9 protein-coding genes and 1 pseudogene are annotated in these 15,852 nt (G+C 69.4%); 9 read left to right on the forward strand and 1 reads right to left on the reverse strand.

What is annotated here, in order from left to right; translation table 11 throughout:
* Positions 1–11: 11 nt before the first annotated feature.
* From E1262_RS02150 to E1262_RS02185, 8 genes are all read left to right on the forward strand, one after another.
* A complete protein-coding gene (locus E1262_RS02150) occupies positions 12–3,017 on the forward strand; it encodes a hypothetical protein (RefSeq protein ID WP_132101397.1) in 3,006 nt (1,001 codons plus the stop codon).
* Complete coding sequence (locus E1262_RS02155) at positions 3,011–5,485, forward strand: glycoside hydrolase family 2 protein (RefSeq protein ID WP_132101398.1); 2,475 nt, start codon at positions 3,011–3,013, stop codon at positions 5,483–5,485. The genes E1262_RS02150 and E1262_RS02155 overlap by 7 nt, the downstream gene beginning before the upstream one ends.
* The gene (locus E1262_RS02160; RefSeq protein ID WP_132101399.1) at positions 5,482–6,864 is read left to right on the forward strand and encodes a glycoside hydrolase family 28 protein; all 1,383 of its coding nucleotides are present in this window, start codon (positions 5,482–5,484) and stop codon (positions 6,862–6,864) included. The genes E1262_RS02155 and E1262_RS02160 overlap by 4 nt, the downstream gene beginning before the upstream one ends.
* Positions 6,854–7,777, forward strand: coding sequence for an NAD-dependent epimerase/dehydratase family protein (locus E1262_RS02165; protein WP_203453460.1), 924 nt, complete (start codon positions 6,854–6,856; stop codon positions 7,775–7,777). Before E1262_RS02160 ends, E1262_RS02165 begins: the two co-directional genes overlap by 11 nt.
* Positions 7,728–9,029 carry an enolase C-terminal domain-like protein gene (locus E1262_RS02170; RefSeq protein WP_132101400.1) on the forward strand — a complete coding sequence of 434 codons (1,302 nt, stop codon included), beginning with the start codon at positions 7,728–7,730 and terminating at the stop codon, positions 9,027–9,029. Before E1262_RS02165 ends, E1262_RS02170 begins: the two co-directional genes overlap by 50 nt.
* 226 nt (positions 9,030–9,255) lie before the next feature.
* A complete protein-coding gene (locus E1262_RS02175) occupies positions 9,256–10,641 on the forward strand; it encodes a glycosyl hydrolase family 28-related protein (RefSeq protein ID WP_203453461.1) in 1,386 nt (461 codons plus the stop codon).
* A 176-nt stretch (positions 10,642–10,817) separates the two neighbouring features.
* Positions 10,818–11,498, forward strand: a complete 681-nt coding sequence (locus E1262_RS02180) for a Crp/Fnr family transcriptional regulator (protein WP_203453462.1) — start codon at positions 10,818–10,820, stop codon at positions 11,496–11,498.
* A 52-nt stretch (positions 11,499–11,550) separates the two neighbouring features.
* Entirely contained in the window at positions 11,551–12,921 is a 1,371-nt protein-coding gene (locus E1262_RS02185) for an FAD-binding oxidoreductase (RefSeq protein WP_132101402.1), read from the forward strand.
* A gap of 1,250 nt (positions 12,922–14,171) precedes the next feature.
* Here the strand turns inward: E1262_RS02185 and E1262_RS02190 are convergent.
* Positions 14,172–14,474 (reverse strand): annotated as a pseudogene (locus E1262_RS02190) (dihydrofolate reductase family protein); the annotation flags it as partial.
* Positions 14,475–14,918: 444 nt separating this feature from the next.
* Between E1262_RS02190 and E1262_RS02195 the strand changes: the two are divergent.
* Positions 14,919–15,605 (forward strand): Type 1 glutamine amidotransferase-like domain-containing protein, encoded by a 687-nt coding sequence (locus E1262_RS02195; protein ID WP_132101403.1) that lies wholly within the window; start codon positions 14,919–14,921, stop codon positions 15,603–15,605.
* Positions 15,606–15,852 lie beyond the last annotated feature (247 nt).

Genomic DNA, 15,852 nt, shown 5'->3' on the forward strand with positions numbered 1-15,852 from the left:
AGGTGCGGCACATGCCGCGACGACCAAGGCTGCTCGCGCCCGCGGTGGCCTCGATCCTGCTGACCGGACTGCTGGGCGTGACGGGCGCGGGTGCGCACACGACCACCGCCACGGCGCTGGACGGGAACTACGCCTACACCCAGGCGCCGACCGACGGCGGCGCACCCGACCAGGGCCAGACCGGCGTCATCTCGATGGCCGACGGCTTGGTCGGCGACGGCGACGCCGGCACCACCGCGCGGTGGATGGGCGACGGTGTGCGGTCCTACACCTCGGTCAGCGTCGTCGTCGACCTGCTGCGCGACTACCCGCTGGACCAGATCACCGTCGTGAGCAATGCCCCCAACGTCTACTTCGGCGTGAAGTCGGTCGAGATCCGCACGCGGGCCGAGGCCGACAGCGGATACACGACCATCCTCGAGCAGCCGTGGTACGGCACCGCGCATCCGCTGCCCGTCGGGTCGGACCTGCGCCAGGAGCTCAGCGCACCAATGGACGGCCGGCACGCCCGCTTCGTCATCGTCACGCTGGACCGGCTGCACCGATGGCAGCACATCCCGCTCACCGAGCTGGCCTTCTCGGTCGCGGCCGGCGAGCCCGGCCAGGATCCGTCACCGGCCCTGACCGCCGACGAGCTGCGCGCAGAGACGGCGAAGCCCACTGCGCCGATCCCGAGAGATGGCATGGTCGACACCGGCGCGTACCTCGCCAGTGCCGCGGCGTACGACGGAACGGCGGCCGACAAGGGCGGCGGTGTCGTGCCGTTCGGCCACAGCGCGATGTTCGACCGGAACCCCGCCACCTATGCCGGCTGGCGCGGCAGCGCGACGGCGCCGAAGACCGTGGCCCTGGTCTACGACCTGTTCGCCGACCATCCGCTGGAGAGCATCCGCATCGTCAGCGACGCACCGAACCAGTACTGGGCGTTCGACGAGATCACGGTGACGTACCGTGCGGAGGACGACACGGCCTACGCCGTCGCGACCAGAACGACGCGCGACCGGAGCTCACCGGAGTTCGAGCTGACGGTCCCGATGGAGAACACGGTCGCCCGGTTCGTGCGCATCGAGATGACCCGGCAGAACCAGTGGCTGCACGTCCCGGTCAACGAGGTCGAGATCGCCGTCGGCGACGGCTCCGCCGACCCCGAGCCCGCGCCGCCGCTCGGCATCGACGGGATGCGGACGGAACTGCAGAGTGACACCCGGCTGGTCGACGAGTACGGCCAGTACCTCTACCAGGACTGGGCCGGCAAGGTGACATCCGACCGGCAGCTGCGCGACGAGCGGGACGACGAGGCCGCGCGGCTGGCCGGTGTGGAGCACGACCCGACGCGCCACGACACCTATGGCGGGCTGAAGGGCCTGGGCGATCACGGTGCCACGGGCTACTTTCGGCTGCAGAAGGTCGACGGCCGGTGGTGGTTCGTCACCCCCGAAGGACACCTGTTCTTCCTGAAGGGAGTCGACGCGACGTCGCCCGAGGAGTGGGGGTACGGCACCCTGTACCGGCATCCGGACGGCCGCCCGCGCGACGTCTTCGGGTCATTGCCGGACCCGGAGACTTACGCGGACGCGTACACCAGCAACGAGCGAGGGCACGCAGTCAGCCTGCTGAAGGCGAACCTCATGAAGAAGTACGGCCTCGACTACGGACCCGGATGGCGGGACATGACCACGCGCCGGCTACGCGACTGGGGCTTCAACGCCCAGTCCAAGTGGAGCCCGGACCGGCGACTGCCGTTCCCGCGCATCGAGTGGGTGTCCGCACCGGCCGACGCCGTCCGCGTCCTGTGGGCGATCGACCCGTTCGACCCCGAGTTCGACGAGAAGCTGGACCGGCACATCGACATCGAGCGGTTCGCCACCGACCCGTGGGTCATCGGCTACTTCTTCGACAACGAACGGGGCTGGAACCGCGATGTCGTGGCGGAGATCCTGCGCCGCACCGACGGGCTGGCCGCCAAGACGGCCTTCGTCGACCACCTGGCGCAGCGATTCGGCCGCGACCTCGCCGCCGTCAACGAGCTGCTCGGTACCGACGCGGAGAGCTTCGCCGAGCTGGCCGGCACGCCGCTGAACGTCGCGGCCGTGCCCGCGGACGTCGTCACCACGTTCATCACGCTGGCGTCTGACGCCTACTACGAGGCCGTCGACCACGCCATCGCGCGGCAGGACCCCAACCACCTCTTCCTGGGCTCCGCGCTCGTCCCCACCTGGCGGACCAGCCTGGAGTGGAACGTCGGCGGGCTGGACCACGTCGACGCGATCTCGCTGGACGTGTACAGCGACAGCGCCGGCTACCTCGAGCAGTACGAGGCCTACGACACGCCGGTGCTGAACCTGGAGTACTCCTTCAGCTGCCACGACCGGGGCATGCGCGCCATCAATGCCGCGACGCGGTGCGTGGGCGAGGGCGACGCGGGCATCGCCGACCGTGGTCACAAGTTCGCGGCCTTCGCCGAGGCGCAGGCGGCGAGCTCGGTGTTCGTGGGCTCCGGCTGGTTCGTCTACTACGACCAGTCCGCCGCGGGCCGTCCCGGCGACGGCGAGAGCTTCAATTTCGGCCTGGTCAACCAGCAGGACCAGCCGTACACGGCGATGACCGACATCATGCGCGAGACCAACGCCGACCTCGAACTGGCGCACCTGCTCGGCACCGCCTGCACCAGGGTCGTGTCCGGCGAACCCACCGGGCCACTGGTCGTCGACGACGGCATCACCTGCCTCGACGGCGCCACGGTTCGCGGGTCGGTGACCGTCGGCCAAGGCGCCGGGCTCGCCGTCGTGGACTCGACCGTGACCGGCTCGGTGTCGGCCACCGGCGCCGCCACCGTCGTGCTGTTGCACTCGCGGCTACGCGGCCCGGTGTCGATCAACGACAGCACCGGCCGCGTGCTGATCTCCGGCAACCAGATCGACGGCCGCCTGACCTGCACCGGCAACGACCCCCCTCCGGACGACGGCGACCGGCCCAACGTCGTGCGCGGCACCTCCTCCGGGCAGTGCCGATGGTGAGCGCGTCCGGCACGTACCGCCCCCTGCACGACGGCTGGACGCTGTCACCTGACGGCGGCCCGGCGGTGCCGCCCCCGGTCGCCGCGGGGCCGGTGCCGGCGATCGTGCCCGGCTGCGTGCACACCGACCTGCTCGCGGCGGGGCTCATACCCGACCCGTACCTCGGCGACGCCGAGCACCGGCTGGGGTGGATCGGGCGGACGGCCTGGACGTACCGGACGTCGTTCGACTGGTCCGGCACCGCCGCCGACCGGGCCGACCTCGTCTGCGACGGGCTGGACACCGTCGCGACGGTCACCGTCAACGGCGTGGAGGTGGGCCGCACCGCCAACATGCATCGCGGGTACCGCTTCGACGTATCGAGCCTGCTGGTGGAGGGGGACAACGACCTCGCTGTGCGGTTCGACTCCGCCTACGACTACGCCGAGGGCCTGCGGGACGTGCTGGGTGACCGGCCGAACGCGTACCCTGAGCCGTTCCAGTTCATCCGGAAGATGGCTTGCAACTTCGGGTGGGACTGGGGCCCGACGCTCGTGACCGCCGGAATCTGGCAGCCGATCGGCCTCCACTCGTGGTCGACGGCCCGGCTCGCCCGGGTCCGCCCGCTGGTGACAGTGGACGGCGCGACCGGGCTGGTGACGACCCACGTCGAGCTCGAGCGCGCGACGAGCGAGCCGGTGACGGTGAGCGTCGCGGTGGGCGAGCTGGCCCGGGCGGACGTGGCCGTGCCGGCCGGTGAGCGTTCCGTCGTCGCCGGACTCACCGTGCCAGGAGTCGCGCGCTGGTGGCCGCGCGGCTACGGCGAGCAGCCGCGCTATCCGCTCGAGGTCGTCCTGCGGGACGGCGCGGGGCGGCTTCTCGACTCGTGGTCGCGGTCGATCGGGTTCCGGTCCGTGCGGCTGGACACTTCGCCGGACGCCGACGGCAGCGCCTTCACCGTCGTCGTGAACGACGTCCCCGTCTTCGTCAGGGGCGTCAACTGGATCCCCGACGACTGCTTCCCGGCGCGGGTCGGACCCGAGCGCTACCGCGCCCGGCTGACGCAGGCGTGCGAGGCGAACGTCAACACGGTGCGGGTGTGGGGCGGCGGGCGGTACGAGTCCGACGCGTTCTATGACCTCGCCGACGAGCTCGGCCTGATGGTGACACAGGACTTCCTGTTCGCCTGCGCGGCCTACCCAGAGGAGGAGCCGCTCCGCGGCGAGGTCGAGGCCGAGGCACGCGAGCAGGTCATCCGGCTGGCGTCGCATCCCAGCTTGGTCATGTGGACGGGGAACAACGAGAACCTCATGGGCTTCCACGACTGGGGCTGGGCGGACCAGGTGAACGGGCGCAGCTGGGGATCCGGCTACTACTTCGACGTCCTTCCGGCCGTCGTCGCCGAGCTGGACGCGACCCGGCCGTACTGGCCCGGCAGCCCCTACTCCGGCCACCCGGACCGCGACCCCAACGATCCCGGCCACGGCAGCACGCACATCTGGGACGTGTGGAACACCCATGACTACACCCACTACCGCTCGTACCGGCCTCGGTTCGTCGCCGAGTTCGGGTACCAGGGTCCGGCGGCCTACGCGACGCTGCGCCGCGCCGTCGGCGAGAGCGGGCTGGCCGTGGACTCGCCCGAGCTGGCGCACCGGCAGAAGGCCGTCGACGGTGACGCGAAGCTGCGCCGGGGGCTCGACGCGCACCTGCCGGCACCACGCGACTTCGACGACTGGCACTACCTGGCTCAGCTGAACCAGGCCCGTGCGGTCCGGACCGGCATCGAACACTTCCGTGCCCTGCGGCCGCACTGTATGGGCACCATCGTCTGGCAACTGAACGACTGCTGGCCGGTGACGTCGTGGGCGGCCATCGACGGGGACGGGCGGGCCAAGCCGATGTGGTACGCGCTGCGCGAGGCCTACGCCGACCGGTTGCTCACCGTCCAGCCCCGCGACGGCGCACTCTGGCTGATCGCCGTCAACGACGCCCGGACGGCCTGGCAGGTCGACGCCGTCGTCGCCCGCCACACCCTGGACGGCACCGTCCAGGCGAAGACTCTGGTGAGCGTTCGGGTGGCTCCGGGATCGGCGCGGGCGGTCCCGCTGAGCCCGGACGTGACGACGCCCGCCCACCCCGAGGCGGAGTTCATCCTCGCCGAGGCCGCGGGCCCGACACCGGACCGAGCCTGGTGGTTCTTCGCCGAGGACCGCGACGTCCGTTATCCAGAGCCGCAGTACCACGCGGCGGCCGAGCCGCACACCGACGGCGTGCGGGTCACCGTCACGGCCGAGACGCTGCTGCGTGACCTGACCTTCTTCCCGGACCGGCTGGATCCGGACGCCGTCGTCGACGACGCCCTGGTCACGCTGCTGCCGGGCGAGTCGGCCCGGTTCACGATCCGCACCGCCGCACCGCTCGACCTCGACCGGCTCACCTCCCGGCCGGTCCTGCGCTGCCTCAACGACCTCGGAGTCAACCGATGACCAGCAACGTCTTCGACATCCGGACACACGGAGCCCTGGCCGGCGCCACCCGCCCGCAGACCGCAGCCGTCCAAGCAGCCATCGACGCGGCCCACAGCGCCGGCGGCGGCACGGTGTACGTGCCGCCGGGGACGTACCTCACCGGCGGCATCGAACTGCGGAGCAACGTCACGCTGCACGTCGAGGCCGGCGCGACCCTGCTCGGCAGCCCGGACCTCGCCGACTATCCGCCCCACGCGGGGCCGCCGCCGAACTCCGACGCCAACGACCGCCATCTGATCTTCGCGCGCGATGCGGAGAACGTCGGGATCACCGGCCTGGGCACCATCGACGGCAACGGTCCGGCGTTCTGGGAGCCGCGCGGCCGCCCGCCGGTCGAGCCCGATGAGCTGTGGCGCGACGTCATCGCCTGGGACTGGAAGCCGGCCGGGGACAACGAGCGCCCCTCCCCCATGATCGAGCTGGTGGAGTGCGGCAACGTCCGGGTCGAGAACGTCACGCTGCGCAACTCGCCCGGCTGGACGCTGCGGCCCATCGGCTGCGAGACCGTGCTCATCCGCGGGGTGCGGATCCGCAACCCCGTCCACGGGCCGAACACCGATGGCATCGACCCCACGTGCAGCCAGAACGTGCTCATCGCCGACTGCGACATCGACACCGGCGACGACGCCATCTGCATCAAGAGCGAGAACCCCTACGGCGAGCTCCGGGTGACGCGCAACATCACGATCACGAACTGCGTCCTGACGACCTGCTGCAACGGCCTGAAGATCGGCACCATGACGCGCGGCGGGGTCGAGAACCTGACGTTCTCCAACTCGGTGATCCACAACGGCGAGGTCCCGCTGAACGAACGGGTGATCGCCGGCCTCGCGCTGGAGGTCGTGGACGGCGGCTGGATCGACGGGGTCGTGGTCACCGGCATTCGGATGCAGAACACCCGCACGCCCGTGTTCATCCGGCTGGGCAACCGCGGGGTCGGTCAGCGCGTGCCGACTCCCGGCACGCTGCGCGGCATCATGATCTCCGACGTGCACGCCACCGGCGCGGTGCTCACATCATCGATCACCGGGCTGCCCGGCCACCACGTCGAGGACGTCACCCTGCGCAACGTCCGCATCGCGACCGACGAGCGTGGCCGGCCGGAGTGGGCCGGCCTCGACGTGCCCGAGGTGCCGGCCGACTACCCGGAGGCCCGCATGTTCGGCCGGCTCCCCGCCTACGGCCTCTACTGCCGGCACGCCACCGGTGTGCGGCTGACCGACGTGCGGGTGGTGCCGTCGTCGCCCGACCCGCGGCCGATGGTGGTGTGCGACGACGTCGACGACATCCAGGTCGACGGTGCGCCCTTCCTCCAGGAGGCCGTCCGTGCCGGGTGACCCTGCCGGAGCCGGGCGGCCGGGCTCGAGCCCCGGGCAACGGCTGCTGATCACCGGCGCCGCGGGCGGCGTCGCCGATCAGCTCCGGCCTCGCCTGCGACGCCCAGGGCGCACGCTGCGGCTGCTCGACGTCAGACCGCCGGCCGAGCCGGCCGGAGCGTCGGAGGAACTGGTGATCGGCTCGATCATCGACGTCGACGAGCTGACCGCCGCCTGCCGCGACATCGACGCAGTCATCCATCTCGGCGGTGAGAGTCGCGAGGCTCCCGCGGAGGACGTGCTGCGGTCCAATGCCTACGGCACATGGTGCGTCCTGGAGGCGGCCCGCCGAGCCGGGACATCCCGAGTGGTCATCGCGTCGTCGAGCCATGCCGTCGGCTTCGTCCGCACCGCCGAGGCGCCGGTACCGGCGGACGTCCCCGGGCGGGCGGACACGTTGTACGGCTGGAGCAAGATCGCTGCCGAGGCAGCCGGACGGCTCTACCACGACCGCTACGGCATGGACGTGATCTGCCTGCGCATCGGCACCTGGCGGGTCCGACCGACGACCCCACGCGAGCTCGCCACGTGGCTGTCGCCCGACGACGGCGCCAGGCTGATCGAGGCCTGTCTCGCCGCGACGTCACCGGGCTACCGCGTCATGTGGGGCATCAGCAGGAACACCCGTCGCTGGTGCTCGCTCGCCGAGGGAGAGGCGATCGGCTATGTCCCCCGCGATGACGCCGAGCGCTACGCCGGCGAGCTGATCGCTCGATCCGGCGCTCCCGACATCACCTCCGACCCGCAGGTGGCGCGGATCGGCGGTACGTGGTGCCACCTCCCGCTCGGCGTGCGCCACGCCGCGACGCCACACCCCGTCCGTGATGGTTGCGCACCCCTGGAAGGCTCGAGTGATCAACACCTCCGGCACTGAGATCGCCGACGTCGTCGTCACCCCGGTCGCGTTCCGCGAGCCGCCGCTGCTCAACGTCGCCGGCGTCCACCAGCCATGGGCGCTGCGTGCCATCGTCGAGGTACGCACGACTAGCGGGCTGACCGGGCTCGGGGAGACGTACGGCGATGCGCCACACGTCGCCTTGGTCCGCCGCGCCGCAGCCACGCTGACCGGGCTCGACGCGTTCGACCTCCATGGGCTGAACGCCCGGATCGCCCACGCCGTCGACGGTGTCGACCTCGCCGACCGGCACGGGCTCACGGGGCGCTCCACTCCGTCGAAGACCCTGCTACGCGTCCTCGCCGCGTTCGAGACCGCGTGCCTGGACCTGCAGGGTCAGGCCGTGGACCGGCCTGTCGTGGACCTGCTCGGTGGCCGGGCTCGCGACGCCGTGCCGTTCTCGGCCTACCTGTTCTACAAGTGGGCGTCGCACCCCGGCGGCGAACCGGACGAGTGGGGCGCGGCCCTCGACCCCGACGCGATCGTCACCCAGGCCCGGCGCATGATCGACCAGTACGGCTTCCGCTCCATCAAGCTCAAGGGCGGTGTCCGTCCTCCGGCCGAGGAGGTCGACGCGATCCGTGCCCTGCGTGTCGCCTTTCCCGAACACGGGCTGCGGCTGGATCCCAACTGCGCGTGGGCTCCCGATACGGCCGTCGGCGTCGCCACCGAGCTCGCCGACGTCCTGGAGTACCTGGAGGATCCCACCTCATCCATCGCCGGGATGGCCGAGGTGGCGTCGAGAGCACCGATCCCGCTCGCGACGAACATGTGCGTGGTCGCGCTCGACGACGTCCGGCCGGCCTTCACCGCGGATGCCGTTCAGGTGGTGCTGGCCGACCACCACTACTGGGGCGGCCTGCGGCGCTCTCTCGACCTCGCGGCCGTCTGCGCCGCCTGGGGCGTCGGTGTGTCGATGCACTCGAACAGCCACCTCGGCATCAGCCTTGCCGCCATGACGCACCTGGCCGCCGCGGCGCCGCAGCTGACCTATGCCGCGGACACCCATACCCCGTGGCGCGGCGACGCCGACGTGGTCCAGGACCCGCTCTCGATCGTCGACGGAGCAGTCGAGGTGCCGCACCGCCCGGGCCTCGGCGTGACGCTCGACCGAGACGCGCTGGCGAGAATGCGCGACGACTATGTCCGCTGTGGCATCACCGAGCGCGACGACACCGGATACCTGCGAACCATCGACCCGGCATGGGAGCCGCGCCAGCCACGGTGGTAATGCGCGGGGCTTGGTACGCCGACGGCGTTCGGTTCGGCTTGCGTCATGCGCGCATTCCCCGCGACTACCGAAATACGCGGACGCATTTGTATGTCGCATGGATAACCGGGTGTTGACCGCTGGATTAACATCCGCTAGCCTTTTACTCAACCGGTTTATCAGCAGGTCTTTGAACCGCCCCAATCTCTGATTCTTTCGCGCAGGAATCAGACCCACCCTGTGCTCAATGAATCCCGTCGTCCTCGAGCAAGGAGGAACAGGTATGAGCCACAACGATCGACCCATCAGCCGAGCGCGGCTCCTGGCTGGGATCGGAGCCACGGGGGCAGGCATCGCAGGTGCGTCAGTGCTTCAGCAAGCCGGCTCCAGCACCGCGGCCGCGTCTCCGCCCAGCGATTGGGCGAATGTCAAGATCGACCACGGAGCCAAGGGTGACGGTACGACCGACGACACCGCCGCCATCCAAGCAGCGGTGGACACGGCCGCGACCGCAGGGACGGTCGCCTACTTCCCTCCCGGTACGTACAAGGTCACCGGCACGATTCACGTGGCCGGCGCCTCGATACATGCCGCCTTCGGAGCCGTCATCAAACATCAACCGGCGGACGACACCACCGACTGTATGGTGATCACCGGGTTGAATGCTGGACGAACGAAGATCTCCGGCCTCCAGATCAAAGGCTTACAGGACGGCCACGGTTTCGGCCGCGATCTCGTCCGCGTCGCCAAGGGCGACTACGTCACCCTCGACGATCTCTACCTCGACTCCGCCAAGCGTGACGCAGTTCATGTCGAACCGGGTCAAAGCTTCTTCTGGATCGAGAACATGCTTCTTGTCAATGTCAAGATCCAATCTCCCCGGCGGGACGCGTTCCACTACGCCATCCCGGCCGGGCTGACCGACGTGTTCATCAATCAAACCACCATGATCAACTGCGAGAGCAGAGCTGCCGCGCGACATGCGTTGGCGTTGATCAACAGCAATGAGGGCGCTGCTTCCAACAAGATCAGCTGCTTGAAGGTCGTCAACTGCGAGCTGGCCGGCACGGGCTCGACTTCCGAGCCACTCGCAAGACTGAGTGGTTCGATCAACGGTGGAACAGTCGAGAACATCTCCTTCGAGGATTCCGCCGTCGAGGACACCACCGCCACCCGGACCGGCGATGCGGTTCTGATCAGCGGCAAAGTGAACGGCCTGTTCCGCTTCGAGAACAGCATCCACTACGGCACCGTCCGCGGGATCACGGGCCTGACCCTCTTTCCGCACTATTTTTATCGCAACATCTTCAGTTCGGCTTCAGTACCCTTATATAGCTCCCATATGGGGTTGTACAGGAAGTACCGCACCGCCACTCTGGCGCAAGGTGCTCATGAGGACACTTACCAGCTGCAGGGTGGAGAAATCCTCAAAGGCTACGTACTGGACCGGTACAACAACGAAGATTGGTATGCCGAGTTCACCTGCCTCAACACGTCGGCGCTGGTCGTAGCCGCACAAAACAACGTCGTCGTCAGTTTGAGCGGCTCCACCATACGATTGACCAACACGTCCTCTACGGCTACGTCTTTGGAGCTCTTCTTGCTGAGAATGGCAAAAGACACCGCATTCTGACGAGTTCCGGTGCGAGGAAGGCTTGGAGCACCCAGTTGCGCTCGTGCCGGCCGCGCCGGCGACGAGCCCGGCCCCCCGGCCACGACCGGCGCGGGCAGGGTCGTCGCCCACCACCACCCTCTGGCGCAGTAGCCTTGCGATCGGCGAACGAGTGGGATCATGGTGCGGTGGATCCGGTGACGATCCTGCGCAGCACCAAGGTGTTCGGCGAGCTGAGCCCAGCCGCGCTCGCCGAACTCGTGCCTCATCTACGTGAGCGAACCTTCGCGACCAACCAGGTCGTGTGGCTGGAGGGCGATCCGGCGGACGCGCTCTACATCCTCGCCGACGGAGCCCTGAAGTCTCACCGCACCAGCCGTGAGGGCCATGAGGTGATCCTGATCTTCAACTCAGTCGGCGACGTCGCCGGCGAGGTCGGGCTCTTCCACCCGGCTCAGGTGCGCCACGTCAACGTCACCGCGATGGCTCCTACCCGCTGCCTCACGATCGGAAGGGAACCACTGCTGGGCTTCCTGTCGCGACATCCCCAAGCCATGCTCCGAATGCTGGAGCAGATCGCCACCGTCGCAGTCAAAGCGGCGTCGTCGTACAGCGGGCTCGCGTTCAACGACATCCGCGGACGGGTCGCCGCTGCCCTCCTCGCCCTGGCCGATGAGTACGGCGAACGAACGCCCACCGGCGTCCGAATCAGACTGCGCCTGTCCCAAGCCACTCTTGCCGCGCTCGTCGCAGCGTCCCGGGAGAACGTCAACCGCGCGCTGGCCGGCTTCCTCGCCTCCGGCGCAGTCAGCTACGCCGACCGCCAGTTCGAGATCCACGACCCGACCGCTCTGGAGACCGCTCGAAACCTCCCATGAACAGTGATGCACAACACTGCGGGCGACCCGCGACCGCCAGACCATCGACGACATGACCACTCCAACCATCGAGGGCGTGCAACTGCTCACCGCAGCGGATGGTGAGGCGTACGACGACGCCCGGCGAGTCTTCAACGCCATGTTCGACCGCAGGCCGCGGGCGATCGCACGAGTGAAGACACCACACGACGTTGCCGCAGCCATCGGATACGCCCGTGGCCGGGCCCTGCCGATCGCCGTACGTGCTGGCGGCCACTCAGTCGCGGGTTATTCCTCCGTCGAGGACGGCCTGGTCATCGACGTCCGCCCCATCGACCACATCGCCGTACACATCGACAACCGGACGGTTCGCGTCGGCGCCGGCGTCACCTGGGGCGCACTCGATGCGGCGACGCAGGCCCATGGGTTGGCGACCACCGGCGGTCGGATGACCACGACCGGCGTGGCCGGCTTCACCCTTGGCAGCGGCAGCGGCTGGCTGGAACGGATGCACGGCCTGGCCTGCGACAACCTGCTGTCCGCGCACGTCGTCACCGCTGACGGACAGCAACTGATTGCTAGCGAGACCCAGAATCCGGATCTGTTCTGGGGCCTTCGCGGAGGCGGCGGCAACTTCGGCGTGGTCACCGAGTTCACCTTCCGGCTGCATGCAGTGGGTCCGACCATCTACGGCGGGTTCACGATGCATCCGCGTGTCGAAGCGCCCAAGGTAGTCCGGCTCTTCCGCGACTTCATGGACGACGCGCCAAGGGAGGTCTGCGGTGGCGCCATCCTCATGACCGCGCCGCCGGCGCCGTTCGTGCCCGCCGATCTGCGGGGCCGACCGGCGGTTTCCTTGTTCGCCGCCTACTTCGGGCCGGTCGATGAGGGCGAACGCGCCCTCGCACCTCTTCGCACGTTTTCCCCGCCTGCGGTCGACAACCTCGGCGCTCGCCCGTACGTCGAGTTCCAAGCCATGACCGATCCCGGCAACCCGCCAGGCCGTCGCAACTACTGGCGGTCCGGGTTCCTCAGCGACCTCCCCGACGACGCCATCGACACCTTCCTGGCATGCGGCGTCGGCGCGACCTCGCCGTACAGCGTGCAGGTTCTGGCACGCGCCGGAGGTGCGATCTCCGACACACCGGAGGACGCCACACCGATCAGCGGGCGATCGGCCCCATGGCTGTTCCACTGCTACGGATCATGGGAACAACCAGACGACGACCGGCACATCGCCTGGGTGCGCACGACCGAGCAAGCGATGCGGCCGTGGTCGATGCCTGGGATGGCGCTGAACTTCTTCAGCGCCGTCGACCCTGAACTGATCCGGAGTACGTTCGGCGCCGGCAAATACGCCCGACTCACCGCGCTGAAGGCGAAGTACGACCCGGAGAACCTCTTCCACCTCAACCAGAACATTCCGCCCGCGCCGACCCAGTAGCAGCCAACTGGTGGTCGGGGTGGAAGCAGGGACCCGCGGACGTCCAGCCGCGGCGGTCTCCCCCGCCCGCGCCGCGCGCGCCACCGCGGCCCGTGGGTCGGCCTGGATCGCCAGCCGGCGCGCGATCGCATGCGCGCGCTTCGGGCCGAGCCCGGGCAGCAGCTCGGCGAGTTGTCTATCGACCAGTCGCCGGTCCTCGGCTCCGAGGTGGGAGGTCTCAACGGCGACGATGGTCGCCACCTGCTCGGAGATCAGACCACGCTGCCACAGCGCGAACGTGGCCGGCAGCTGCTCGATCAGTCCTCATGCCTGGGTCACCTGCCGAGCCGCCGACGTCGGCGAGACCCGGCGCGCCAGTGCCACCTGTTCGGGAATCCCCCGGCCGGCGTGCCGGGTGTGAGCCGCCATCGAAACTGCCGATGATGGCGTCACTGATCATGAGAATCTGGCGGTCACAGGCGAGGCCGGGTGATCGGCACGGCGACGTCGGCGTCGTCACGGCGTCGGCCGCGCCTGCGGGCCTGGCCGACCCGGCCAGGGCACCGAACACGACCCGGGCGTGTTGACACCAGCGCCAACAGTTGGCGCTCATGTCAACACCCGCGACCACGACCGGCCCCCGGGCACGGACGCCCGGCCGCCGCAGCGGGCAGCGCCAGGATGAACCACCCCCATGGCGGCTCACACCGCCGCCACCGAGTCGATCACGGAGAAGGGTCGGGTTTCGCGACCGCAGCCAAGTACGCAGCGGACTGGCCGGCCTGGAGGCACCGCAAGATCGCCGCGATGATGCGCGCCGACGGCTGCGAGGTGTCCACCTCGACCGTGGAACGGGCGCTGCGCCGCCGCGGGCTGCTGCTGCCGTCCGGGTTCCGCGCTGACCGCAGATCCTGGGCGCGGTTACGTAAGCGGGTGTTCCGCGACCCGCCGAGGCAGCGGAACCGGGTCTGGCAGACGGACTTCTCCGAGTTCGGAACCGCCCGGGGCGGGATCTGGCGGATCTGCGCGGTGATCGACTACGCCACCAAGTACTGCCTCGCAGCTACTGTCACACCCACGTCTCGCGGCGCCGACGCGCTTGCCTACCTGCGCCGCGCCGTCGTCGAGGCGGAACGGGTCCTCGACCTCGACGACCTCCGCGCCGACCGCGGCGAGATGGACGTCGTCGACGCCGACGACTACGTCATTGGTCAGACGGCGGCGCCGATCGCGTGGTCACCGACAACGGCCCATGCCTCCGCGGCGGCACCTTCGCCGAGGCGTTCACCGGCGACGACCCGCTGCTCCGAGAACACCACCTTCGGCATGTCCCGCCAGCGGCCGGCGAACTCGATCGCCGCCGGTGTGGCACCCGGCTGCTGGTCGGCGGTCGGCCAGTGGGAGCTCATCGTCTCCCACAGCTTGCGCCCGTACAGCGCCAGGCCCGTCGCGTCCACCCGGTCGGACCACCACTGGAACAGCTCGTCGCTCGGCACGCTCCAGCCGAGGTCGTCGCCGGGAGCGGCGATGTAGCCGTCCAGGCTCATGTTCATGCCGAAGGTCAGTTTCCGCATGGCGTCAGCCTCCCGTGAGTCGGTATTCGGCGTACAGACCAACTTCTTGACGCATGACAGCTTGAGCCAAGCTGGCTCGTTCACCGCTCTCGCCTCAGCCATCCGATATGCGGCGTAGGTGCTGTTCACTGACTGGCGCCAGCTTGCGCCTGGTTCTGGCGGCCGCACGTGTCCAGTTCCAACAAGCATCCGCCTCAGTCCGCAGGCAACGGACTGAGGCGGATCAGCAGACGTGCCGCCTTTGTGGCTCCGTCGGCGATGACGGCGGGTGCGGCCGGAGCGTGCGCGAGGCGGTCATGCGGGCCACGGTGGGGCATCTTCCTTGGGGGAGGCTCAAGTCGCCGGCTGGCGTCGGTTGAGCTCTTCGAGACCACAAGCGATGATTCCCCCGACGGTCCCTGGTCTGTAGGTCGCACCGCTCCGTCACTCGACTCAGGAGGCATCGTGAGGCTTCTGCTCACGTCCGCGGGCGTCAAGAACCCGAGCATCCACGACACGCTGCTCGACCTCCTCGGCAGGCCGATCGCCGACTGCACCGCCCTGGCCATCCCCACCGCGATGTACGGGCACCCGATGGCGGGCCCGGGAGCGGCGGCGTGGGAGTTCATCGCCGGACGGTCGAACGAGCCGATGATCGAGCTTGGGTGGAAGTCCGTCGGGGTGCTGGAGCTCACCGCGCTACCGAGCATCCCGGAGGAAAAGTGGGTCCCCCTGGTCCGGGAGGCCGACGTCCTGCTGGTCTCGGGCGGCGACGCCCTGTACCTGAACCACTGGATGCGCGAGGCCGGATTCACGGACCTCGTCCCGTCCCTGACCGACACGGTCTACGTGGGGATGAGTGCCGGAAGCATGGTGACGACCCCGCGCATCGGGGAGTACTTCGTCGGCTGGAAGCCGCCCTCGGGTGACGACCGCGCGCTGGGGCTCGTCGACTTCTCGATTTTCCCGCACGTCGACCACCCGATGCTGCCAGCGAACACCATGGACGCCGCCGAGCAGTGGGCGGCCGGGCTCGGCGGTCCGGCGTACGCGATCGACGACGAGACCGCGATCGTGGTGGACGACGGCGACGTCGAGGTCGTCTCCGAGGGGCACTGGAAGCACTTCCTCGCCGACGGCGTGCCTCTGTAGCGCAGGTGAGTCGATGTCGCGCGCTACCTGCTGCAGAGTTCAGTCACCATCCGCGCGGTCTCCGGGTCGTTGCAACTCCGGGCAGGACGGCGGATTTGTCCGCGGCGTTGTGGCCGGTGGTGTAGTGGTGGGTGTAGCCCAGGTCGGCCAGCCGGCGCAGCCCTCGGGCGCCGTCGGTGTGGATGGTCGAGCCGGGCTCGACGACGCCGGCGGCGAAGGTGACCTTGTCCCCGCCCGCGCCGGCGGT

The sequence above is a fragment of the Jiangella aurantiaca genome (assembly GCF_004349105.1).
GTDB lineage: Bacteria > Actinomycetota > Actinomycetes > Jiangellales > Jiangellaceae > Jiangella > Jiangella aurantiaca.